Annotated in this window: 5 protein-coding genes; all 5 read left to right on the forward strand. The window is 74.7% G+C overall.

All coding sequences use genetic code 11. The annotated features are described in order from the left end of the window. Positions 1–30 precede the first annotated feature (30 nt). The 5 genes from ACFY3V_RS38680 (at position 31) to ACFY3V_RS38700 (ending at position 25,941) form a co-directional block, all read left to right on the forward strand. Complete coding sequence (locus tag ACFY3V_RS38680; protein ID WP_389780302.1) at positions 31–9,345, forward strand: SDR family NAD(P)-dependent oxidoreductase; 9,315 nt, start codon at positions 31–33, stop codon at positions 9,343–9,345. Positions 9,346–9,394: 49 nt separating this feature from the next. Continuing rightward, positions 9,395–19,843: an SDR family NAD(P)-dependent oxidoreductase gene (locus ACFY3V_RS38685; RefSeq protein WP_389780304.1), complete on the forward strand. Its 10,449-nt coding sequence runs from the start codon at positions 9,395–9,397 to the stop codon at positions 19,841–19,843. Between the two features lie 14 nt (positions 19,844–19,857). Further along, entirely contained in the window at positions 19,858–22,962 is a 3,105-nt protein-coding gene (locus ACFY3V_RS38690; RefSeq protein WP_389780306.1) for a type I polyketide synthase, read from the forward strand. Further along, complete coding sequence (locus ACFY3V_RS38695; RefSeq protein ID WP_362907224.1) at positions 22,959–24,878, forward strand: HAD-IIIC family phosphatase; 1,920 nt, start codon at positions 22,959–22,961, stop codon at positions 24,876–24,878. The genes ACFY3V_RS38690 and ACFY3V_RS38695 overlap by 4 nt, the downstream gene beginning before the upstream one ends. A gap of 76 nt (positions 24,879–24,954) precedes the next feature. Further along, positions 24,955–25,941 carry an LLM class flavin-dependent oxidoreductase gene (locus tag ACFY3V_RS38700; protein WP_389780308.1) on the forward strand — a complete coding sequence of 329 codons (987 nt, stop codon included), beginning with the start codon at positions 24,955–24,957 and terminating at the stop codon, positions 25,939–25,941. The last annotated feature ends 33 nt before the right edge of the window (positions 25,942–25,974 follow it).

Below are 25,974 nucleotides of genomic sequence, written 5' to 3' on the forward strand. Positions count from 1 at the left end.
CCTGAGTGGGGTGGGGTGCGGCGGGCGGGGGTGTCGTCGTTCGGGATCAGTGGGACCAACGCGCATGTCATCCTCGAACAGGCACCCGACGACCCGGAACCCGAGGACCTCCCGGACGATGAAGGCCCGGTGCCGCTCGTCCTGTCGGCGAAGACCGGGACGGCGCTGCGGGCGCAGGCCGGGGCACTGCACGATGTCCTCACCTCGGGCACGGCGCCCGGCCTGCGCGACATCGGCCTCACCCTCGCCAGGCGCCCCAGGTTCGAGCACCGGGCCGTCGTCGACGCCGACGAGGAGAACGCGGCGGCCGCGCTGGCGGCGCTCCGCGACGGCGAACACCATCCCCGAGTCGAGGCAGGACGCGCACTTCCCGACCAGCGCCTCGCGTTCCTCTTCTCCGGGCAGGGCACCCAGCGGACCGGGATGGGCGCGGAACTGCTGGAGACATCCGCACCCTACGCGAAGGCGTTCGACGAGATCTCCGCGTCGATGGAGCCGCACCTGCGTGTCGGCCTGCGGGAACTGGTCATCGGCGACGCGGACCGGCTGCGGCGGACCCGGTACGCACAGCCCGTGCTGTTCGCCCTGGAAGTCGCCCTGTACCGGTTGGCCGAGTCCCATGGGCTGCGGCCGGACTTCCTGATCGGCCACTCCGTCGGCGAGCTCGCCGCGGCCCACGTCGCGGGCGTCCTGGACCTGGACGACGCCTGCGCGCTGGTCACCGCGCGGGGCAGGCTCATGCAGTCCGGCAGGGAGGGCGGGGCGATGGCCGCCTTCTCCGCCACCGAGGCCGAGGCGGCGGAGCTGGCCGCCACCTCCGGCGGCAGGGTGGAGATCGCCGCGGTCAACGGCCCCGCGGCGGTGGTGCTGTCCGGTGACGCGGACGAGATCGACCGCCTGGTCGGGCGATGGAAGGAGGCCGGGCACAAGGCCGCGCGGCTGAAGGTCGATCACGCCTTCCACTCCGCGCACATGGACGGAGTCCTCGACGAGTTCCGCCGGGTGGTGTCCGGACTCTCCTTCCACACCCCCCACCTCCCCGTCATCTCGACGGTGACCGGAACGCTCGCCGGCGAGGGGGAGATGTCGGCGCCGGACTACTGGGTCGCCCAGCTTCGCGGAGCGGTACGGTTCGCCGACGCGGTGCGCGCCGCACACCGGTCAGGGGTGACCCGGTTCGCCGAGCTGGGGCCGGACGGATCGCTCGCCGCGATGGCGCGGGAGAGTACCGACGGGGTGCTCGCCGTACCCCTGCTACGGCCAGGCCGACCGGAGGCGGCCACCTTCGGGGCCGCGCTGGGCGCGTTGCACGCGGCGGGGGTTCCGGTCGACTTCGGTCCGTTGCTGGCCGGTGGCCGGCTGGTGGACCTGCCCACCTACCCGTTCGAGACACGGCACTACTGGCTCCTGCCGACCGAGGACGACGGGCGGCCCGCCACCTATGGGCTGGACGCCTCCCCGCACCCGCTGCTCACGGCCTCGACCGAGCTGCCGGACGGCGCACGGCTCTTCACCGGCGCGCTGTCCGCGCGCAGACAACCGTGGCTGGCCGAGCACCGCGTCGACGGACGGCTGCTCGTCCCGGCCGCGGCACTGGCCGAGCTGGCTCTGGCGATCGGTGCGAGCATCGGCCGCCCCGCGCTGGGCGATTTCGTGATGCGCACGCCGCTGGAGCTGGACGGTGCCGCGGAGACCCAGCTCCAGGTGAGCGTGTCCCCGGCAGGGGAGCTCACCGTGCGCGGCCGCGCGGCGGGCACGGAATGGACCTCCCACGTCACCGCGATGCTCACCGACGCGGAGATCACCCCCGGCCGCGCGGCAACGCCCTTCGAGTCCGGCACCCGCCTCGACGAGGGCGGCCTTGAGGCGACCTACCGGCTGCTGGCCGGGCACGGCTACGAGTACGGGCCGGCGTTCCAGGGGTTGGGCGCGGCCTGGCTGAACGGGGCGGATCTCTACGCCGAGGCGGAGCTTCCCGCGCCGCTCCGGAGCGAGGCCACCCGGTACGGTCTGCACCCGGCTCTTCTCGACGCCGTCCTGCACACGATCTCGCTGCATGGGATCGACGGGCCGCGGCGCGTCCCCTACGCCCTGGACGGGGTACGGCTGCACGCCGCGCACGCGACCAGGGTGCGGGCCCATCTGACCCCGGTGGACCCGGACACCTACCGGATCGACCTGACCGGCGACGACGGGCAGCCCGTGCTGACCGTGGAACGGCTGCGGCTGCGCCCGCTGCCGTCCGCGGCGGGGCTGTATCGCCTCCGCTGGGAGGCCGTGGCGCCGCCGGTGCCCACGACTGGTGACCTCACGGTGAACAGATCTCTCCCCGAGCGGCTCACCGGCACCGTGCTGCTCGCCCTCACCGACGACGGCGACGATCCGTACGCCGAGGTGGAGAGGGCGCGCCAGGCCGTCCGGCGTTGGCTGGCCGAGGCGGAGGACGGACTGCTGGTCTTCCTCACCCGAGGTCTCGCCGTCGACGACGGCGAGACCTCGCGCCCCTCGGCCGCCGCGTTGTGGGGCCTGGTACGGGCGGCACGGGCCGAGCATCCCGGCAGGTTCGCGCTGCTGGACATCGGCGACGACGAGGCAGCCGATCCCGCGCTGCTCGCGGCGATCGGTACCGAACAGCCCGAGGCAGCGCTCCGTGACGGCGTACCGCGGGTCCCCAGACTGTCGCCCGAGCCCGAGCCCGAGCCCGAGCCCGGAGCGGGAGCGGGAGCCGAGCCCGAGTCCGGAGCCGAGCTCTACTCCGGACTCAGGACCATGACCGAGTTCGGATCCGAGCCCGAGCCTGGAACCGAGTCCGGGGCCGCGGCGGACGGAGCGGCCTGGCCGCGCAGCGCCGCGGGTGGCACCGTGCTCATCACCGGCGGCCTCGGCGCGCTCGGCCGCCGGATCGCGCGCCATCTCGTCACCCGGCACGGCGTGAGAAACCTCCTGCTGGTCAGCCGTCGCGGCGAGGGACACCCCGACGCCGCCCACGTCGAGGCCGAACTGGCCGCACTCGGCGCCCGCGTCGCCATCCGGGCCTGCGACCCGTCCGACCGGGACGCCCTCGCCGATCTGCTGACCGCGCCGGACACCCCGCTGACCGGTGTGGTGCACGCCGCGGGCGTCGTCGAGGACGCGGCCGTCGAACGGCTTCCCGCCGACGCGCTCCGCCGGATGATCGAGGCCAAGGCCGTGGCAGCCGGCAACCTGGACGAGGCCACGCGCGGTACGGAACTCGACGCGTTCGTGCTGTTCGGATCGGTCGCCGGCGTCGTCGGCACCGCGGGGCAGGGCGGCTACTGCGCGGCCAACGCGGCGCTGGAGGCGATCACCCACCGCAGGCGGCTGGCCGGCGGGCACGGAGTGACCGTCCACTGGGGGCTGTGGGACATCGGCACCGGCATGGGCGCCGGGCTCACCGAACGCGACGTCGCCCGCCTCGGCAGGGCGGGCATCAAGCCGATGGGCGAGGCCGAGGGGATCGCGCTGTTCGACCGTGCCCTGCGGCTGGACACCGCCGCGGTGGTCGCGGCGCACCTCGACCCTCGGGCGGTGGAACGGCACCGCGGCCCCGTCGCCGTCCGGCGGGCACCGGACACAGCAAACACAGCGAACACGACGGACGCGTCGGCCACGCCGACGCGGGACACCTCCCACCTGGTGCTCGACGCGGTCGCGGCGGTGCTCGGACACGCCGGCGGCGCGGAGGTCGACCCGGAACGCTCCTTCAGCGACCTCGGTTTCGACTCCCTGACGGCGGTGGAGCTGCGCGACCGGCTCAGTGGCGAGCTCGGTGTCCGCCTGCCGGGAACGATCGTCTTCGACCATCCGAACCCGGTCGCCCTGATCCGTTTCCTCGACGAGGTGACGGGCGCCGGAACGAGGGACGAGCCGAAGGACCCGGCCGTGCCGCGCGGTGCCGCCGACGACGCGATCGCGATCGTCGGCATGGCGTGCCGGTTCCCCGGCGGGGTGCGTACCCCGGCAGAGCTGTGGGAGTTGCTCGTCTCGGGGGGTGACGCCATCTCGGAGTTCCCCGCCGACCGTGGCTGGGACCCGGATCTGTTCGACCCCGATCCCGAGCGCTCGGGGACCTCCTCCACCCGGCACGGCGGTTTCCTGCGCGACGCCGCCGAGTTCGATCCCGGGTTCTTCGGGATCAGCCCGCGCGAGGCACTCGCCGTCGACCCACAGCAGCGACTGCTGCTGCAGACAGCGTGGGAGGCGGTGGAGGACGCGGGGATCGACCCGGCCGCCCTGCGCGGCACGCAGAGCGGCGTCTTCGTCGGCGTCATGTACTCCGACTACGGCGCGCGGGTGCACCAGCGCCGCGGTACCGCCGGGGATCTGGAGGGATACCTGGTGAGCGGCAGCGCGGGCAGCGTCGCCTCCGGCCGCATCTCCTTCACCCTCGGTCTGGAGGGGCCGGCGGTGACCGTGGACACCGCCTGCTCCTCGTCGCTGGTCGCGGTCCACCAGGCGGCTCAGGCGCTCAGGTTGGGCGAGTGCACGCTCGCCCTGGCCGGCGGCGTGACCGTCATGGCGAGCCCGGCCACGTTCATCGAGTTCAGCCGGCAGCGCGGCCTGGCACCCGACGGCCGCTGCAAGCCGTTCTCGGCCGACGCGGACGGTACCGCGTGGGGTGAGGGCGTCGGGCTGCTCGTCCTGGAGCGGCTCTCGGACGCCCGCCGCAACGGGCACCGGGTGCTGGCCGTCGTCCGCGGTTCCGCGGTCAACCAGGACGGCGCCAGCAACGGCCTCACGGCGCCGAACGGACCCTCCCAGGAGCGGGTCATCCGCGGTGCCCTGCGCAGCGCGGGACTGCGGCCCGCGGACGTGGACGTGCTGGAGGCGCACGGCACGGGAACCAGGCTCGGCGACCCGATCGAGGCCGGCGCGGTGCTCAACACCTACGGTCGCGACCGCGAGGACCGGAACCCGCTGCTCATGGGCTCGGTGAAGTCAAACATCGGGCACACGCAGGCCGCCGCGGGGGTCGCCGGGATCATCAAGATGGTGCTCGCCATGCGGCACGGGCAGGTCCCGGCCACCCTGCACCGGGGAAGGCTCACCGAGCACGTCGACTGGTCGGACGGCACCGTGTCCGTGCCCGCCGAGCCGGTCGCCTGGCCGGACACGCCGGGGCCGCGCAGGGCGGCGGTCTCGTCGTTCGGGATCAGTGGCACCAACGCCCACGTCGTCCTCGAGTCGGGTGAGGAGACGCCCGTGGCGGCGGGCGACGGCGCCACCGACGGCGCCGTCGACGGAGCGGTGGTGCCGTGGGTGCTCAGCGCCCGTGACGCGGCAGGGCTGCGGGAGCAGGCGGTCCGTCTCAGGCGGCACGTGCTCGCCACCCCCGGTCTGCGGGCCATCGACGTCGCCCTGTCCCTGGCGACGACGCGGACCGCCTTCGAACGGCGTGCCGTGGTACTCGGCCGCGACCGGAGCGAGTTGCTCGCGGGCCTCGGCCACCTCATCGACGGCACCGCGACGCCGCCCGGGGCCTTCCCGGCGGTGCTCACGGGCACACCGGCGCGCGGCGGAACCGCCGTGCTGTTCACCGGCCAGGGCAGCCAGCGCGTCGGCATGGGAGCCGCGCTGTACGGCTCGTTCCCGGCGTACGCGCGGGCCTTCGACGAGGTCTGCGCCGAGTTCCGCAGGGTGGACGGCACGGACGTGGCCGGAGTGGTGTCCGGGGACATCGCCGCGGGGCCGATCGACCAGACCCGGTACACCCAGGCCACGCTGTTCGCGGTGGAGGTCGCGCTGTTCCGGCTGCTGGAGTCGTGGGGGTTGCCCGCCGACCTCCTCGCCGGGCACTCCATCGGCGAGATCACCGCCGCCCACGTCGGTGGCATGCTGAGCCTGCCCGACGCGGTGGCACTCGTCGCGACCCGCGGGCGCCTGATGCAGGAACTCCCCGCAGGAGGCGCGATGACCGCGGTCCAGGCCGACCTGCCGACCGTGGAACGGCTCGTCGCCGAGACAGGGGCGCGCGTTGACGTCGCGGCGGTGAACGCGCCCGGCTCCGTGGTGCTCTCGGGCGACACCGGAGCCGTCGAGGAACTGGCCGGCGTCCTGGCGGTGAACGGGCACCGTACCAGGTCGCTCACCGTCAGCCACGCGTTCCACTCCGCGCACATGGAGCCGATGCTCACGGCCTTCCGCGAGGAGATCGGCGACCTGCGCGCCGTACCGGGGACCCGCACCGTGGTGTCCACGCTGACCGCGCGAGAGAGCGGGGCGGACACACTCGGGTCGGCCGCGCACTGGGCCGCCCAGGTACGCGGGACCGTGCGGTTCGCCGACGCGGTCGGCCGGATGCGGGAGCTGGGCGCGGCGCGCTTCCTGGAGGTCGGGCCGGACGCCGCGCTGACCGCGATGGTCCGGCAGCACGACCTGGGAGAGGACGTCGTGGCGATCTCCGTGCTCGACCGCAGGCACGACGACGGGTTCGCGCTCTGGTCGTTCGTGGCGCGGGCCTTCATCGCGGGTGTCGCCTGGGACTGGCGGGCGCTGCTCGGCGGAAACGGCGAGAACGACAGAAACAGCGAGAACAGCGGAAACGGCAGGAATGCTGGAAACGGCGGAAATACCGTCATCGTTCCGCTGCCCACCTACCCCTTCAAGCGGGAGCGCCTGTGGCTCCTGCCGCCGGCCGAAGACGGGACCGCCGCCGGAATCGGCGCCGAGGATCCGGGCCACCCGCTGCTCACCGCCTCGATCGCCGTGCCGGACGGAGCACAGACCCTCTACACGGGAGTGCTCTCCCAGCGGCGGCAGCCGTGGCTGGCGGACCACGCGCTGGCGGGTACGCCGGTCCTCCCGGCCACCGCCCTCGTGGATCTGCTGGGATGGCTGGCGGATCGGCACGGCATGACGACGGTGCGGGAGCTCACGCTGCACGCCCCCGTCACGGTCGGTGCGGAGGAGGAGGTGCACCTGCGGGTCACGGTGGCGGACGCCACGGTGCGGATACACGCGCGCTCTGGCGGGGAACAGGCCGACGGCGAGTGGACCCTGCACGCCGAGGCCGTGCTGGACGGTGAAGGCCCCGTACCCGGCTGGTCAGGTCACCGCCCGCCCGAGGCACGCGCGGTGGACGTCACGGGGATCTACGAGGTCTTCGCCGAGCGTGGGTACGACTACGGCCCGGCGTTCCAGGGCCTGCGCGCACTGTGGACGACCGGGGACGAGCTCTACGCCGAGGTGGACACCGGCGGCGACCTCGTCCCGGGGTTGCTTGACGCCGCCCTGCACGCGTGGATCGCCGACGCGGGCGAGGCGGTGGAGGGAGGCGTCCAGGTGCCGCACACCTGGCGGGAGGTGCGCGTGCACGGCCTGCCACGAGGGCCGCTGCGGGTCAGGATCCGGCACACCGGTGAAGGGACGTTCGCCCTCGACGTAGTCGACGCGGCCGACGCGGACGGCCCGACCGGCAGGGGCGGCACCGTGGCGCGTCCGGTGCTGTCGGCCGGTGAGGTCCGGGTGCGCAGGGTCGAGGAGAGTGCCCTGTCACGCGGCGGGTTCGCGGCCCGGCCGTACGAGCTCGCCTGGATCCCCGCTCAGCCGGCCGCCACGGCACCGGCGGGCGAGGAGGGCGGCGGGCACGGCGAGGACACGATCGTGCTGACCTCCGGCGGGCACGGCCTGCACCTGCCGTTCGCCACGATCTCCTACGAGGCGGAGCAGGACGACCCGGCCGCCGCCGTCCGCGCCTGCCTTCTGGCGGTCCGCGAGAGCATCCTCACGCTGCCCGAGCGGACACACCTGGTGGTGGTGACGCGCGGGGCGGTCGCGGTGGACGGTGACGACCGGCTGACGGGGCTGGCGGAGGCCTCGCTGTGGGGCCTGGTCCGCGCCGCACGCAGGGAGTACCCCGGACGGATCAGCATCGTCGACGTCGACGGGCACGGGGAGTCGTCCGCGCTGCTGTCGCGCGCGGTGGCGGCCAGGCCCGGTGAGCTCGCCATCCGCCGGGGAGAGGCGTTCCGGCCGCGCCTGCGCGCGGTGACGGGCTCACCCGGGACCCCACCTGAGCTCGGGACGGGCACCGTGCTGGTGAGCGGCGCCGGCGGCGCGCTCGGCGCCGCGGTCGTCCGCCACCTCGTCGCCGAGTACGGCGCCCGGCATCTCCTGCTGGTCAGCAGGCGCGGCGACGCCGATCCGGCGCTGCGCGCCCTCGCCGGGGAACTCGGCGACCGGGCGCGGATCCGGACGGCCGCGTGCGACCTCGCGGACACGGCGGCCACCGAGGCACTGCTCGCCGGTGTCGACCAGGACAGGCCGCTCGGTGCCGTGTTCCATATAGCCGGCACGCTCGACGACGCGGTGCTGGAGAACACGACCGGCGAGCGGCTGGAACGGGTCCTGCGCCCCAAGGTGGACGCGGCCTGGAACCTGCACCGCCTCACCGGGGATCTGCCGCTGACGGCGTTCGTGCTGTTCTCCTCGGTCGCGGGCGTGCTGGGCAACGCCGGGCAGACGGGCTACGCGGCGGCGAACGCCTTCCTGGACGCGCTCGCCCACCACAGGCGGGCGGCGGGCCTGCCGGGCGCGTCCCTCGCCTGGGGGCTGTGGGAGACCGGATCGGACACCGGGATGGCGGCCGGGCTCGACGGAGCGGCGCGGACCAGGCTCGACAGGCTGGGCATCCGCGCGCTGCCCGTCGGCGCGGGGCTGGATCTGCTCGACAGGTCGCTGGCGAGCGGCCTGGCCGTGGTGGTACCCGCCTGGTTCGATCGGGCGGCGCTCGCCCGCAGACAGGACGACCTTCCCGACGTGCTCGGTGACCTGGTTCCCGCCCGGCCCGCCGTGGCGGCCGTGCCGCTCGCCCGGCGCCTGCACGGCATGGACGAGACCGTGTCGCGCGCCGTGGTGCGCGACACGGTCGCCGGCCGGGTCGCGGAGGTGCTCGGGCTCGCGGGACCGGCGCAGGTTCCCGACGACCGGGGACTGTTCGACCTGGGTCTCGACTCGCTGACGGCGATCGAGCTGCGCGACCGGCTGGGCGCCGAGGTCGGCGAGCGGCTTCCCGCGACCGTGCTGTTCGACCACCCGACCGTACGGGCGCTGACCGAGCACCTGCTGGAGCACCTGCTGGAGCACAGCGCCCTCGCCCGGCCCGCGTTCGACACGACGGCGCTGGACACCTGGGTCTCCTCGGCCTCGGACCTGGACCCCGGCCACCGGCGTCGCGTCGACCTGGTCCGGGCGCTGCGGGCCGCGCTGAACGCGCTGGACACCGGCGAGACCGCCGTGAACGGCGCGGGAGAGCCGCTCTTTGGTGTGGATTCAGCGTCCGATGATGAGCTGTTCGGGCTGCTGGACCGAGAACTGAGCGACTGATCCGACGTCTCTGGCACTTTCGAGGACGACCACGGGGAGCGGTTCACCGATGGCGAACGAAGACAGGTTCCGCGAGTACCTCCGGCGCACCACGGCCGACCTGATGCGCACCCGCGCGGCACTGGAACGACTGGAGCAGGCCGCCCGCGAGCCGCTGGCGATCGTCTCCATGGCCTGCAGGTACCCCGGCGGCGTCCGGTCGCCGGAGGACCTGTGGCGACTGGTGGAGGCACGGACCGACGCGATCGGCCCGTTCCCGAATGACCGCGGCTGGCCGCTGGAGGAGCTGATCGACCCCGACCCGGACAGGGAGGGCACCAGCTACGCCGCTGAGGGCGGCTTCCTGTACTCCGCCGCCGACTTCGACCCCGAGCTGTTCGGCGTCAGCCCTCGCGAGGCGCTGACGATCGACCCGCAGCAGCGGCTGCTCCTGCAGACCGCCTGGGAGGTGTTCGAGCGCGCCGGGATGGACCCGCGCTCCCTGTCGGGGGAGCGGATCGGGGTGTTCGCCGGCGTCATGTACTCCGACTACGGTTCCCGCCACGTCCGCGCGCCCGAGGGTTTCGAGGGGTTCGTCGGCACGGGAAGCGCGGGAAGCATCGCCTCGGGCCGCGTCGCCTACACCTTCGGGTTGCAGGGACCCGCGGTCACCGTGGACACCGCGTGCTCGTCCTCGCTGGTGGCGCTGCACTACGCGGCGCAGGCGGTGCGCCGGGGAGACTGCGAGATGGCCGTCGCGGGCGGGAGCACGGTCATGGCCACCCCGGCGACGTTCGTCGAGTTCAGCCGCCAGCGCGGGCTCTCGCCCGACGGCCGCTGCAAGGCGTACGCCGCTTCGGCCGACGGCACCGGCTGGGCGGAAGGGGTCGGTCTGGTGCTCGTCGAGCGCCTCTCGGAGGCCAGGCGCAGGGGACACCCGATCGTCGCGGTGCTGCGCGGCAGCGCGGTCAACTCCGACGGCGCGAGCAGCCGGCTGTCGGCGCCCAACGGGGTGGCGCAGCGGCGGGTGATCCTCGCCGCGCTGGCCGACGCCGGTCTCGACCCCGCCGAGGTGGACGCCGTCGAGGGGCACGGCACCGGCACCGGCCTGGGCGACCCGATCGAGGCGGGCGCCCTCATGGAGACCTACGGCCGGGCACACCCGGCGACGGATCCGGTGTGGCTGGGCTCGCTCAAGTCCAACATCGGGCACACCCAGGCCGCGGCGGGCATCGGCGGTGTGATGAAGATGGCGATGGCGATGCGGCACGGGGTGCTCCCGGCGAGCCTGCACATCGACGAGCCGTCACCGCACGTCGACTGGGACGCCGGAGGGCTCGCCCCACTCACCGGAGCGAGGGCGTGGCCGAAGCGGGACCGCCCGCGCCGGGCCGGGGTCTCCTCGTTCGGGATCAGCGGCACGAACGCGCACGTCGTCATCGAGGAGCCCGCGGAGGAGCCCTCGGAGAAGTCACCCGAGGAGCGGTCCGGGGCGCCGGAATCCTCCCGGACGGGCGGCACCGGGGCTCCGGCGCCGGTGGTGTGGACGGTGTCCGGGCACACCGAGCAGGCGCTGCGTGACCAGATCGGCCGGCTGCGGGCACACGTGGCGGAGAATCCGGGCCTGTCCCCGGCCGACGTCGCCCACAGCCTCCGCACCGGGCGTGCCGACCTGTCCCACCGCGCGGTCGCCGTCGGTACCGACCTCGACCGGCTCGCCGGGGAACTGGCGCTGGTGGAACAAGGGCTTCCCTCCCGGCGCGCGGTGCGGGGCGAGGCGACGGTGAACGGGCGGCCGGTCTTCGTGTTCCCCGGCCAGGGGTCGCAGTGGGCCGGGATGGCCCGCGATCTCCTCGCCGCCTCAGAACCGTTCGGCGACGAGATGCGGCGGTGCGCCGAGGCACTGGCGCCGCACGTCGGCTGGGACCTGCTGGAGGTGGTGTCCTCCGGTGAGGAGACCCTGCTCGGCCGGGTCGACGTGGTGCAGCCCGCCCTGTTCTCGATGATGGTCTCGCTCGCCGCGGTGTGGCGTTCCCTCGGGGTGGAACCGGCCGCGGTGGTGGGACATTCGCAGGGTGAGATCGCCGCCGCCCATGTCGCGGGAGCCCTGGACCTGGCCGACGCGGCGGCGCTGGTGGCCCGGCGCAGCGCCGCCCTCGCGGACATCGCGGGGAGCGGGGCGATGGCGTCGATCGGCCTGCCCGCCGGAGAAGTACGTCGCCGGCTCGGCGGCCGCGACGAGATCGTCGTCGCCGCGGTCAACGGTCCGGACGCGACCGTGGTGTCCGGGGAGGCGGGCGCGGTGCGCGACCTCGTCGCCCGCTGCGAGGCCGAGGGGGTGCGGGCGCGGCTCGTCCCCGTCGACTACGCGTCCCACTCACCGGCCGTCGAAACGCTGCGGGAGCCCCTGCTCGCCCGGTTCGCCGGTCTCCGCCCGCGGACGTCCGCCGTCGGTTTCTTCTCCACGGTCACGGCCGCCGAGATCGACACGAGCGCGCTCGGTGCCGGGTACTGGTACGACAACCTTCGCCGGCCGGTTCGCCTGGCCGAGACCGTCACCGCGCTCCTGGAGGCGGGCCACCGGTGCTTCCTCGAGGTCAGCCCTCATCCGGTGCTCGTGGCTCCGCTGCGCGACACCTTCGACGAGGCCGGTGTGGAGGCGCACGCGCTGGCCACGCTCCGTCGCGGCGACGGAGGGCTGGACCAGCTGCTCACCTCGGCAGGGAGCCTGTTCGCGGCCGGTCTCGACGTCGAGTGGGGGGCGGCCGCGCGGGGACGCCGCGTCGCCCTGCCCACCTACGCGTTCCAGGAACGACGATTCTGGCTCGACACCCGCACCGAGGGGACGCCGCTCTCGACCGGCCCCGCCGGGGCGGGGCACCCGCTCCTGGAGGTGGTCGTGGAGCCGGCGGACGGGCGGGCGGTGCTGTTCACCGGAGGTGTGCCCGGCGGGCCGGGCGGCTGGGCCCGCGAGCACCGGCTCGGAGAGCGTCCGGTGCTCGTCGGGAGCACGCTGGTCGAGCTGGCGCTCGCGGCAGGGGAGCGTCTCGGTCTGCCGAGGGTGGACGACATCGCACTCCTCGCCCCGGTGGACGTGCCGGACGGTCCCGTACAGGTCCAGGTGGAGGTGAACGCCGAGGACGGCGGCGCGGGTGCGACGTTCACGGTCCACGCCCGGCCGGGAGGCGGGGACACCGGAGACGCCGGGAACACCGGAGACCCCGGAGGCGCTGTGGAGCCGTGGAGGTTGCACGCCTCGGGCTCGCTGAGCGCGGGCGACGCCGACGTCGCCGACATCGTGGCGCGGGCGGGGATCTCGGAGGCGTGGCCGCCTGCGGACGCCGAGCCCGTCGACGTGGACGCCGGTTACGCCCGCCTGGCCGACGCGGGTGTGCGCTACGGCCCCCGCCTGCGCCGCGTGGGTGCCGCCTGGCGCTCGGCCGGCGGCGTGTTCGCCGAGGTGAGCCCGCCGGACGGGGACGGAGGCCGGACCGGCGCGGGCGAGGAGGGATTCGTGCTCCATCCCGCTCTGCTGGACGGGATGGCGCAGGTGGCCTTCCTCGACCGGGCGGTCGCTGCCTCCGAGCGGGGGGAGCGGCCCGAGGCGGTCGTGCCGTTCAGCTGGACCGGCGTACGGTCGTACGCCGCCGCGACGGGTCCGGTGCGCGTCCGTCTGACCTGGACCGGGTCTGCCACCTTCTCGCTCGCCGCGTTCGACGCCACGGGCCGGACGGTGCTGAGCGTCGAGGAGGTGCGCGTCCGCCCGGCCGCCGAGAGGTCCGGCCAGGCGCAGGCCCCCGATCCCGTCTCCGTCCCCTGGGCGCGCCGCGCGGTGCGACGTTCTCGGGAAGGGCCCGGGCGGGCCGCTCCCGAGGACGCCGGGCCGGTGGACGTGCTGGCGGGGCTTTCCGGGAGCGAGCGGGAGGAGCGGGTGCTGGACCTGGTCGGGCGGGCGGTCGCCGGCATCCTCGGCTACGAGTCCGCCCGGGACGTCCGCCCGGACCGGCCCTTCCGCGACCTCGGACTCGACTCCATGACGGGGGTGCGGCTCAGGGACCATCTGAGCCGCCTTCTGGGCCGCCGCCTGCCGAGCACGCTCGTGTTCGACCATCCGAGCCCGCGTGCCCTGGCCCGCCATCTGAGCCGTACCGCGCCGGAGGGCCCGTCCCGCGCCGTGGCCCGGCGCGGGCGGGAGGCCGAGGATCCCATCGCGATCGTCGCGATGGCCTGCCGCTACCCGGGTGGCGTCAGCACCCCCGAACAGCTGTGGGATCTCCTGGAGTCGGGCGGGGACGCGGTCGGGCCGTTTCCCGCCGACCGGGGCTGGGACCTGGGCGCCCTGTTCGACGACGACCCGGACAATCCGGGGACGTCCTACGCGCGCGACGGCGGGTTCCTCCACGAGGCCGCCGACTTCGACGCGGACTTCTTCGAGATGAATCCGCGCGAGGCCAAGGCCGCCGATCCGCAGCAGCGGCTGCTGCTGGAGACCTCGTGGGAGGCGTTCCAGCGCGCGGGCATCGACCCGGCCGGCCTGCGCGGCTCCCGGACCGGTGTCTACGTCGGCCTGATCTACACCGAGTACGGCGGCCGGGCGCAGGACGACCCGCGCGAGTACGGGGGGTATCTGGGCACCGGCAGCGCCGGGAGCGTGGCCTCGGGCCGGATCGCCTACACCTACGGCCTGCAGGGGCCCGCGATCACCGTGGACACGGCCTGCTCGTCCTCGCTGGTGGCGCTCCACCTGGCGGAGCGGGGGCTGCGCGACGGGGAGTGCGATCTCGCGCTGGTCGGCGGGGCCACGCTCATGGCGACACCCGCGACCTTCGTGGAGTTCAGCCGCCAGCGCGGGCTCTCACCCGACGGACGGTGCCGCGCGTTCGCCGACGCCGCCGACGGCACGGGCTTCAGCGAGGGCGTCGGGCTGCTGCTGGTGGAACGACTGTCGGACGCGCGGCGCAACGGGCATCCCGTGCTGGCCGTGCTCAAGGGGTCGGCGGTGAACCAGGACGGCGCCAGCAACGGGCTCACCGCGCCCAACGGACCCTCCCAGGAGCGGGTGATCGAGGAGGCCCTGCACGCCGCGCGCCTCTCACCGGCCGACGTGGACGCGGTGGAGGCGCACGGCACCGGCACCACCCTGGGCGACCCGGTGGAGGCGCGGGCGCTGCTCGCCACGTACGGGGCGGCGCGCGGGGACCGCCCGCCGCTCATGCTGGGCTCGCTCAAGTCCAACATCGGGCACACCCAGGCGGCGGCCGGCGTCGGCGGGATCATCAAGATGGTCATGGCGCTGGAGCACGGGACGCTGCCGCGCACGCTGCACGTCGACAGGCCGTCGCGCCACGTCGACTGGGAGCGGGGTGGTGTCGCGCTGCTCACCGAGAACACCCCTTGGCCCGCCGGGGAGCGTCCGCGGCGGTTCGGGGTCTCCGCCTTCGGCATGAGCGGGACCAACGCGCACGTCGTCATCGAGGAGCCGCCCGCGCCCGAGGCCGCTCCCGCACCGGAGCCTTTCGGCGGCCCGGTCCCGCTCGTCCTGTCGGCGAGGTCGGCGCGCGCGCTCGGAGGCGAGGCGCGGCGGCTGCGCGCCTACCTGGAGCGGAATCCGGGGGTCGCCCTCGCCGATGTCGCGGCGGCCCTGGTGACCACCAGGGCCGAGTTCGGCCACCGCGCGGTCGTCGTGGCCGGCGATCGCGAGGAGGCGCTGGCGGGGTTGTCCGCCGTCGCGGACGGTGCGCCGTCGGCGTCGGCGGTGAGCGGGTACGCCGGGGACTCGCGCCTGCCGGTCCTTGTCTACCCCGGCCAGGGTGCGCAGTGGGAGGGCATGGCCCGCGCGCTGCTCACCGAGTCGCCGGTCTTCGCCCGCAGGATAGGCGAATGTGCCGACGCTCTCGACCCGGTGACCGGGTGGTCGCTGCTGGACGCGCTGCGCGGCGGCGTCGGCCTGGGGCGGGTGGACGTGGTGCAGCCGGTCCTGTGGGCGGTGATGACCGGGCTCACCGCGCTCTGGGAGTCCTTCGGCGTACGGCCCGCCGCCGTCATCGGTCACTCGCAGGGCGAGATCGCCGCCGCGCTCGCCGCGGGCGCGCTGTCACTGGAGGAGTCGGCGGCGGTGGTGGCGTTGCGCAGCCGGGCCATCCGCAAGATCGCGGGCGGCGGGGCGATGCTGTCGGTCGCGGCCTCGCGGGAGCGGGTGCACGCGATCCTCGAGAATCTCGGACTCTCAGAGGATGCAGGGGGCACAGGGAACGCGGGGAACGCGGGGAACGCGGTGTCGGTCGCCGCGCTCAACGGACCGGCCTCGACCGTCGTCGCCGGCGAGGCCGGAGCGGTGCGCCGCGTGGAACGGGCACTGGAGGAGCTGGGCGTGCGGGTGCGGCCGGTGGACGTGGACTACGCCTCCCACTCGCCCCAGGTCGAGGCGCTCGAAGCCGAACTGCTGGAGATCCTGCCCTCGCCCGCGCCGGGCCGCGCGTTCACCGCCGGCGTCTTCTCCACCGTCACCGGCGCGGCGATCGAGCCGGGTGACGGCACCGGCTTCGGGAGCCCCGGCTACTGGTACCGCAATCTCCGCCGGCCGGTGCTGCTGCGGGCCGCGGTGGAGGCGGCGGCCGAGGCAGGGCACGAGGTGTTCGTCGAGGTGAGCCCGCACCCCGTCGTCGGGACGGGAGTCCAGGAGATCCTGGAGGCGCTCCCCGGGGTGGAACGGCCCGCCGTGCTGGGCACACTGCGCAGGGACGACGGGGGCATGGCACGGGTGCTGGTCTCGGTGGCCGAGGCCTGGGTGAACGGGGTCCGGGTCGACTGGCCGGGATATCTCGGCGAGCGCCGAGGGCGGGTGCCGGTCCTGCCGACCTACGCCTTCGACCGGCACCGGTACTGGCTGGACGCGCCGGTGCCCACCGCCGGGATCCCCGCGGGCGCGCGGCCGGTCACGCATCCGCTGCTGTCCACGGCCGTGCGCGCGGCGTCCGAGGACGGCCTGCTGCTTTTCGGCAGGCTCTCCCTGGACGACCAGCCGTGGCTGGGCGATCACGTGGTGGACGGCGCGGTCCTGGTCCCCGGCGCGGTCCTCGCCGAACTGGCGGGCCACGCGGGGGAGCTGGCCGGTGTCGCGCGGGTGGACGAGCTGACCCTCCGGCGCCCGCTGGTGCTCGACGACTCCGGCGCGGTCGAGATCCAGGTGACCGTGGGCCCGGCCGAGCGGGACGGTCTGCGCCCTGTCGGGGTTCACGCGCGACCGGCGGACACCGGTGACCCGCTGGGTGCGCCGTGGACGGTGTACGCCGCCGGCTCGCTCGCCCCGCTCCCCGCACCCGCCGCCCCGCCGGCTCGTGCCGAGTGGCCGCCATCCGGCGCGGTGCCCGTCGACGTTGGCGGGCTGTACGAGGACCTGGCCGCGAGGGGCTATCACTACGGCCCGGCCTTCCGCGGCCTGCGCGGCGCGTGGCGGTCGGGGGAGGAGGTCCTCGCGGAGGTGTTCCTGGAGGGCCCGCCCGGGTACCGCGTCGCGCCCACGCTGCTTGACGCCGCGCTGCACGCTGTCGGGCTCGCGGGCCTGTTCCCCGACGACGGCGCCGTACGGTTGCCCTTCGCCTGGCGCGGCCTCACCCGGTACGCCGCCGCGCCCTCGGCGGTACGGGTACGCGTACGCCGCACCGGAGAGGAGACGGTCGCGGTCGACCTGACCACGACCGAGGGCGACCCGGTGGCGGGCATCGAGGCGGTGACGTTCCGCGCGGCCGACCCGGCGGACCTCGCCGCGGCGGGCACGGAGGACCTGCTGTACGAACTCACCTGGGACCCTGTGCGCCCCGGCGCCGGTGTGCCGCGCGAACGCGTGCGAGTCCTCGGCGCTCCCGGAAACACCGGAAACACCGAGGAGACCGCGGATGCCGAGGAGACCGCCCACCCGCGACTCGGCGCGGTGCTCGCGGCGCTGGACGCGGGAGAGCCCGCGCCCGAGGTGCTCGTCGTCTCGGCGGGCGAAGAGGCCGGGCCCGTACCGGAGGCGGTCCGAGCCGCCCTGCTGCGGGTGCTCGAAACGCTCCGGCGAGGGCTGGCCGACGACAGGCTGGCGGAAACGCTGTTCGTGGTGCGCACCTGCCGCGCCGTGGAGGCGGTTCCCGGCGAGCGCGCTGGCGCGCTCGCCGGCGCCGGAGTGTGGGGGCTGGTCCGCGGCGTGCAGGCCGAGGAGCCCGGCCGGGTGGTGATCGTGGACACCGAGACCGTCTCCACGCCGCTGTCGGAGGTCCTGGACGCCGTGGCGTCCGGCGAGCCGCAGATCGCGATCAGGGGCGGCGGGACACTGGTGCCCAGGCTCCGGCGACGCCGGCGCGACCCGGTACCGTCCGGCGCGGGCAACTGGCGGCTGGAGGCGGCCGAGAGCGGGGTGGCCGACGATCTGGCGTACCGGCCCGTCGAGGACAGGCCACTGGGCCGCGAGGAGGTCAGGGTCGCCGTCCGCGTCGCCGGCCTGAACTTCCGCGACGCGATGCTCACCCTGGGCATGTACCCGGGCGCGGCGGATCTGGGCACCGAGGGCGCCGGGGTGGTGCTCGCGGTCGGGGACGACGTGACCGGTATCGGTCCCGGCGACCGGGTGATGGGTCTCATCTCCGGGGGGATAGGGCCCGAGTCCGTCACCGACCACCGTCTGCTGGTACCGATCCCGCAGGGCATGTCGTTCGCCCAGGCGGCGACCGTGCCCGCGGTGTTCCTCACCGCCTACTACGCCCTGCGCGACCTGTCCGGCGCCCGCCGGGGGGAGTGGGTCCTGGTGCACTCCGCCGCGGGCGGCGTCGGCGGGGCGGCGATCCAGCTGGCGCGCCACTGGGGGCTGACCGTGTTCGGCACCGCGAGCCCCGCCAAGTGGCCCGCGCTCGAAGAGGCCGGACTGCCCCCCGGCAGGATCGCCGGCTCCCGGGACCTGGCGTTCGCCGGGGCGGTGCGGGAGGCGACCGGCGGGCGCGGCGTGGACATCGTGCTGAACTCGCTCGCCCGCGAGTTCGTGGACGCCTCACTCGAACTGCTCGCTCCCGGTGGGCGGTTCATCGAGATGGGCAAGACCGACGTACGAGACCCCGAGGAGGTCCGCGCCCGGCACGGTGTGCACTACCGGGCGTTCGACCTGGCCGAGGCGGGGCCGGACCGGATCGGCCGGATGCTCGCCGAGCTCGCGGACCTGTTCGAGAGCGGGATCCTCACGCCGCTCCCGGTCACCTCCTGGGACGCCGGGCGGGCGCCGGACGCCGTCCGCCATCTCGGACTCGCCCGGCACGTGGGCAAGGTGGCCCTCCGGATTCCGGAGCCGATCCGTGCCGACGGCACGGTCCTGGTCACCGGCGCGACCGGCGGTGTGGGCAGGCTTGTCGCGCTGCACCTGGCCAGGGAACACGGCGTCGGGCACCTGCTGCTGCTGAGCAGGCGGGGCGCCCTCGCGGAGGGCGCCGAACGGCTCCGTGCGGAACTCGGCGGGCTCGGCGTGAAGGTGACGATCGCCGCCGCGGACGTGGCGGACGCCGGCGCGCTGGCCCGCGTGCTCGCGGAGGTCCCCGACGAGCATCCCCTCACGGCCGTGGTGCACGCGGCCGGGGTCCTGGACGACGCGACGCTCGCCAACCTCGTCCCGGAACGGCTCGACGCGGTGCTGCGGCCCAAGGTGGACGGCGCCTGGAACCTGCACGAGCTCACCAGAGACCTCGACCTCGCCGCGTTCGTGCTGTTCTCCTCCGCCGCGGGGATCGTGGGCAGCGCCGGGCAGTCGGCCTACGCGGCGGCCAATGTCTTCCTCGACGCCCTCGCCGTGGCCAGGACCCGCGAAGGGCTCCCGGCCACCTCGATCGCCTGGGGACTGTGGCGGTCGGAGAGCACCATGACCGGCTCGCTCTCCGCCGTCGACCGGGCCAGGATGGCGCGGTCCGGGCTGCTGCCGCTGTCACCGGGACGCGGCCTGGCACTGCTGGACGCGGCGATGGCGGCGCCGGAGCCGACCCTGGCCGCGGTCCGGCTGAACCTCGCGAGGCTGGCGGGAGTCCCCGACCCGGCCCCGCCGCTGCGGTCCCTGGTGCGCGGCCGCGCACTTTCGGCGAAGGCCGACGGCTCCGGCGGGTCCGGCTCCGCCGAGCCCGCGCTGGCGCGGATGCTCGCCGACACCGAGCCGGCGCGCCGCGGGGAGCTGATGACCGAGACGGTCTTCCGGTATGTGGAGGCGGTGCTCGGGCGGGCTCCGGGGGAGGCGGCCGAGGAGGGCCGCAGCTTCAAGGAGCTCGGCTTCGACTCGCTGACCGCGGTCGAACTGCGCAACCGGCTCGGCAAGGCCACCGGGCTGCGGCTCCCGGCGACCATCGTGTTCGACCATCCGACCCCGGCCGCTCTCGCCGGCCACCTGCTCGGCCGGCTCGCCCCGGCCGAGCGGGAACCGGGCGTGCGGGAACCGGGCGCGGGGGCGGGCGAGGAGGTCCCGGCGACCGCCGAGGAGCTGTTCAGGTTCATCGACTCCGAGCTTCGATCCTAGGGATGGCGGGCGGTATGAGTGACGAGAAGAAGCTGGTCGAGTACCTCCAGTGGACGACCGGTGAGCTCGCCCGGGTGAAGAGGGAGCTGGCCGCGCTGTCGAACCCGGACCCGGTGGCCGTGGTCGCGATGGCCTGCCGCTACCCCGGCGGGGTGCGCTCGCCCGAGGACCTGTGGCGGGTGGTCGCCGACGGCGTCGACACCGTCGGCGAGCCGCCGCGGGACCGCGGCTGGGACGCGGCCCTGCGGGAGCGGGCGAGGGCCGGTGGCTTCCTGGACGACGCGGCCGGATTCGACGCCGCCTTCTTCGGGATCTCCCCCAGGGAGGCCGTGGCGATGGATCCGCAGCACCGGCAGCTGCTGGAGGTCTCCTGGGAGGCCCTGGAGCGCGCGGGGATCGTCCCGAGGTCACTGCGGGGCAGCCGGACCGGGGTGTTCACCGGGGTGATCTACCAGGACTACGCGCCCGCGATCGACGACGCGCCCCCCGAGCTCGACGGCTACCTCATGACCGGCAACGCGGCGAGTGTGGCGTCCGGGCGGGTGGCGTACACCTTCGGCTTCGAGGGGCCCGCGCTCAGCGTCGACACCGCCTGCTCGTCCTCGCTCGTGGCGATCCACCTCGCCGCCGACTCGCTGCGCCGCTCCGAGTGCGACCTCGCGCTCGCCGGAGGGGTGACGGTGATGGCCACCCCCCGGGTCTTCGTGGAGTTCGGGCTCCAGGGCGGGCTCGCCGCGGACGGCCGCTGCAAGGCGTTCGCCGACGCGGCCGACGGCACCGGCTTCGGCGAGGGCGTGGGGGTGCTGGTGCTGGAGCGGCTCGGGGACGCCCTGCGCAACGGGCACCCGGTCCTGGCGGTGATCCGCGGCTCGGCGATCAACTCCGACGGGGCGAGCAACGGGCTCACCGCGCCGAGCGGGACCGCCCAGGAGAAGGTGATCGAGGCGGCCCTGCGCGGCGCGGGGCTGTCGCCGGCCGAGGTGGACGCGGTCGAGGCGCACGGGACCGGCACCGCGCTCGGGGACCCGATCGAGGCGGGCGCCCTGATCGCGGCCTACGGCACCGCGAGGCGACGACCGCTGTGGCTGGGTTCGGTCAAGTCGAACCTGGGGCACACGCAGGCCGCGGCGGGAGTCGCCGGTGTGATCAAGATGGTGCAGGCGCTGCGGCACGGCGTGCTGCCCGCGACGCTGCACGTGGCCGATCGGTCCACCCTGGTCGACTGGGACGACGGCGGGGTGGCACCGCTGGAGCGCGCCCTTCCCTGGCCGCGCGGCGACCGTCCGCGCAGGGCGGGTGTCTCCTCGTTCGGGATCAGCGGGACCAACGCGCACCTGCTCGTCGAGGAGGCGCCGGTGGCCGAAGGGGAGTCACCGGCCGCAGGGGCCGAGGCAGGGAACCCGCCGGTGGCCGTCCCCTGGCTCCTTTCCGGCAAGACGCCCGAGGCGGTGCGGGCACAGGCCGCCCGGCTGGGTGACCTCCTGCGCTCAGGAAGGGAGACCGATCTCGCCGCCGTGGCCCGCACCCTGGCGGGACGGCGCTCGGAGTTCAGGTACCGGGCGGTGGCGCTCGGCTCCGGCGCCGCCGAGCTCATCCGCGAACTGGACGCGCTCGCCGGGCCGTCCAGCCCGATCGTCACGGCGGGTGCGGCGCCGAAGGTGGCGTTCGTGTTCAGCGGCCAGGGGACCCAGCGGGCGCGGATGGGACGCGAGCTGTACGAGAGGTTCCCGGTCTACGCCGAGGCGTTCGACGCCGCCTGCGCCGCACTGGACCTGGCCAGACGGGTCCACCACGCCGAAGGCCCGCCCCTGGGTGAGGTGGTGTCCGCCGCGGCCGACGGCCCGCTGGGAGGGCTGCTGCGGCGCACGGAGTTCGCCCAGCCCGCGCTGTTCGCCACCCAGCTCGCGCTCTGCCGGCTCGCCGAGCACCTGGGCCTGGTCGCCCACGCGCTGCTCGGCCACTCCGTCGGGGAGCTCACCGCGGCACACGTCGCCGGGGCGCTCTCGCTGGAGCAGGCCGCGCGCCTGGTCGTGGTACGGGCACTGGCGATGCAGTCCGCGCCGGAAGGCGGGGGCATGGTGTCACTGCGGGCCCCCGAGGCGGAGGTGCGGGCATCCCTGGCCGAGCTGGACGGACGGGTGTCCGTGGCGGCGGTCAACGGGCCGAGGTCGACCGTGGTCTCCGGCGACGCGGACGCGGTGCGGGGACTGGCCGCCCGATGGCGCTCCCGTGGGGTGCGTACGAAGGCGCTCGCGGTCGGCCATGCCTTCCACTCGCCGCACATGGACCCCGCGCTGCCGCGGCTGGTGGAGGCGGCGGCGGGACTGGACGTCGGCGAACCCGCGACCCCCCTGGTCTCCAACACCACGGGCCTGGTGGCGACGCGGGACGAGCTGGCCGCGCCGGACTACTGGGCCGCCCAGGTGCGCGGCACGGTCCGTTTCCACGACGGCGTGCTCACCCTGCGGGGCCTGGGCGTCGACACCTTCGTCGAGATCGGTCCCGACACCACGATGACCGGCATGATCGCGGACTGCCTGGCAGGGGAGCGGGACGGCGTGTCGGCGATCCCGCTGGTGCGAGACCCCGCAGCGGAGGCCCGGTCGGTGTTGCGCGGTGTCGCGCAGGCCCACGCGCGCGGCGTGCGGATCGACTGGGAGAAGGTGCTCGGCGAGGGGCCGGCCGCCGATCCGGCCACCGTGCCGACCTACCCGTTCCGGCACGAACGCTACTGGCTCATCCCGCCGAGAAGACACGGACGGGACCTGCCACCGTACGAGCCGCACGAGCCGACGACGGCACCGGCCGCACCGTCGCCGGTGCCGTCGTCCGGCCTGCCCGAGGGCGAGCGCCACGACCTCCTGACGTCGCTGGTGCTGACGGCGGTGGCCGACGCGCTCGGGCACTCCCACGGCGCGATCGGCCCGGCGGACGACCTGACCCAGATCGGCATCACCTCCTTCGGCGCGCTGGAGATCGCCGCCAGGCTCTCCAGGGAGATCGGCGTCGACGTGCGGGTGGGGCTGGTGCTCGACCATGGCACCGCCCGCGAACTCGCGTTCCGGCTGGAGGAACTGCTCGGCCCGCAAAACGCGCCGGCACTGCTGGAGAAGCGATGACCTCCACGAGCGCCGAGGCGCGCGCGTGCCTGCGCTCGCTGCACCGCGAGGGGGCGCTCGCGGCGCGCTACGACGAGGTCGCGGCACTGCTGGCCGCGATGGACGAGGAGGACGCCGCCCGGTCGGCGCGGCTGCTGGAGCGGGTCGACGTGGAGGCCGCCCGCGAACACCATCCGGGGCTTCCGCTCGCGGCCGTGACCGTCACCGGACACGGCACGCTCGGTGCGCTGCGCACCGCGCTCACCGGCGAGCTGGCCCGCCACGGATATCTGCCGGACGTCCGGCTCGCCGACTTCGGCTCGTACGCGTTCGAGCTGGGCGATCCCGGCAGTGCCCTGTACGCCGGACGGCCCGACGTGACCGTCTGCGTACTCGACCACGCGGCCGTGTTCGACGAGGTCGGCGTGCCGTTCACGGTGGACGACGTGGAGCGCGTGCTGGAGGAGAAGCTGGCGCTGTGGCGGCGGCTGGCGGCGCGGTTCGGTGAGAGCGGGTCCGGCGCGCTCGTGTTCAACACCGTCCCGCTGCCCCGGGTGTGGCAGGCGCAGTTGCTGGACCATCCGTCCAGGGCGCGGCTCGGCGCGGTCTGGCGGCGGGCCAACGCCGAGCTGCTGGCGTTCGGCGAGTCGGTGGAGCCGGTCGTGGTGATGGACCTCGACCCGCTGCTGACGGCGCCGATCGAGCTGTCCGATCCGCGGTTCGAGGTCTACGCGCGGGCGCACCTGTCGGACGCCCTGCTCGGCGCGTACGCCCGTGAACTGGCCCACCTGGTGCGGGCCCGGACCGGGCGTGCCAGGAAGGTGCTCGCCGTCGACCTCGACCAGACGCTGTGGGGCGGAGTCCTCGGCGACGACGGGGTGGAGGGCATCGAGGTGGCCCACGGACGGCGAGGCGAGGCCTTCCAGCGGTTCCAGAAGGTGGTGGCGCAGCTGCAGTCGCAGGGTGTCCTGCTGGCCGCGGTGAGCAAGAACGACCAGGAGACCGTGCTCGCCGCGCTGCGGGAACACCCCGACATGGTGGTGCGCGAGGACGCCTTCGTCCGCATTCTCGCCAACTGGCGGCCGAAACCGGCCAACCTGCGCGTCCTGGCGCGGGAGCTGAACCTGGGCGGGGACAGCGTGGTGTTCGCCGACGACAGCGTCCACGAGTGCGCCGCGGTCGCGGCGGAGCTGCCGGAGACGGCGGTGATCCACCTGGACGGCGACCCGGCGCTGCACGTGACGCGGCTGCTGGCCGACGGCTGGTTCACCGTGAACGAGGTGACCACGGAGGACCGCGTCCGGACGCGGCGCTACCACGAGGAGGCGGCGCGCTCGGAGTTCCTGTTCGCGGCGGGGTCGGCCGAGGAGTTCCTGAGCGGGCTGGGGGTGTCCGTACGGCTGGCGCCCGCCACCGGCGCCGACGTCGCGCGGCTGTCGCAGATCACCTTGCGCACCAACCAGTTCAACCTCACCACCGAGCGCCTCTCCCCGGAGGCGGTGCGTGAGCGGGCGGAGCGGCCAGGGGCGCGGGTGCTGACGCTGTCGGCGGCCGACCGGTTCGGGAGCAACGGGATCGTCGGAGCGGTCTTCCTGCGGGCGCTGCCGGAGGGGTTGCTGATCGAGAACCTCCTGCTGAGCTGCCGGGTGTTCGCCCGGGGGATCGAGCAGGCGTGCCTGGCCGCGGTGCTCGGCCAGGCACGCGCCGCGGGTTTTCCGGCCGTGCACGGTGACTACGTGGCGAGCGCGAGGAACGCGAAGGTCGCGGACTTCTACCCGCACTACGGGTTCACCGCGACGGAGGTGACGCCGCGGCGGTCGCGGTACGCGCACGACCTCGGCGAGATCGTCGGCGTGCCCGGCCATCTCACGCTGGAGGTCGCGGGCCGGGTGGTGCCGGCCCCGGCCGGTCCCGCGGAGGCGGCGTTGACAAGCTGAGGCATCCTCGATTTAACTTGCGGACATAACGTGAGGAAGCCTCCGTATATGTGTGAACGGGATGAGGGAGAGGGCATTGCCTGAGGGAATCGCGGTCTCGGTGCACGACACCGCGCCGGTCTGGCGAGGTGACACGGCGGGTGACGCGCTGCGCCGTTCGATCGATCTGGCCAAGGCCGTGGAGGCACTCGGTTACCGGCGTTACTGGGTGGCCGAACACCACAACACGCCGGCGCTGGCGGCGTCGAGCCCCGCGGTGCTCGCCGGGCCCATCCTGGAGGCGACCTCCAGCATCCGGGTCGGCTCGGGCGCGGTGCTGCTGCCGAACCACTCGCCCCTGGTGGTCGCCGAGCAGTTCGGAGTCCTGGCCGGCCTCTATCCGGGCCGGGTCGACCTGGGGCTCGGGCGCGCCCCGGGCGGCTCCGGCGAGATCACGGCCCGCATCGGCGACCCGCGCCGACTGGACTTCGGCGACGCGCTGCACGAGCTGCGCGAGTACTTCGCCGGAGGCAGCGGCGGCGTGCGGGCGATCCCGGAGCCGGCGATCGCGCCCGAGCTGTGGATGGTCGGCTCCAGCACCGGCAGCGCCGCCTACGCGGGCAGGGCGGGCCTGCCCTACGTCTACGCGCACGCGATCGTGGGGGGCGGCGCCCCCGAGGCGCTCGACGCCTACCGCCGGGCCTTCCGGCCCTCGCCGTGGTTGTCCGAGCCGCACGCGTGCGTGGCGGTGATCGTCGTCGCCGCCGACACCGACGAGCGGGCCCACCGGCTGGCCGCCTCCTTCGTGTTCGGCCAGATCCTGATGCGCACCGTGGATCCGGGCACCGTGCTGCCCACCGAGGAGGAGACCGCGGCGCACACGTTCACCCCGCAGGAGGAGCGCTTCCTGCGGGACCGGATCGCCCCGCAGTTCGTCGGCTCCCCGGAACGGATCACCCCCCGCCTGACCGAGCTGCTGCGCCAGACCCGCGCCGACGAGCTGTTCGTGCTCACCCAGGTGCCCGACCACGCCGCCCGGATCCGCTCGTACGAGTTGCTCGCCAAGATCGTCTCATCCCTGTAGGCCGCACGGGCCGGTGCGCCCGAGCACCGGCCA

The sequence above is a fragment of the Streptosporangium sp. NPDC000095 genome, assembly GCF_042899335.1.
GTDB lineage: Bacteria > Actinomycetota > Actinomycetes > Streptosporangiales > Streptosporangiaceae > Streptosporangium.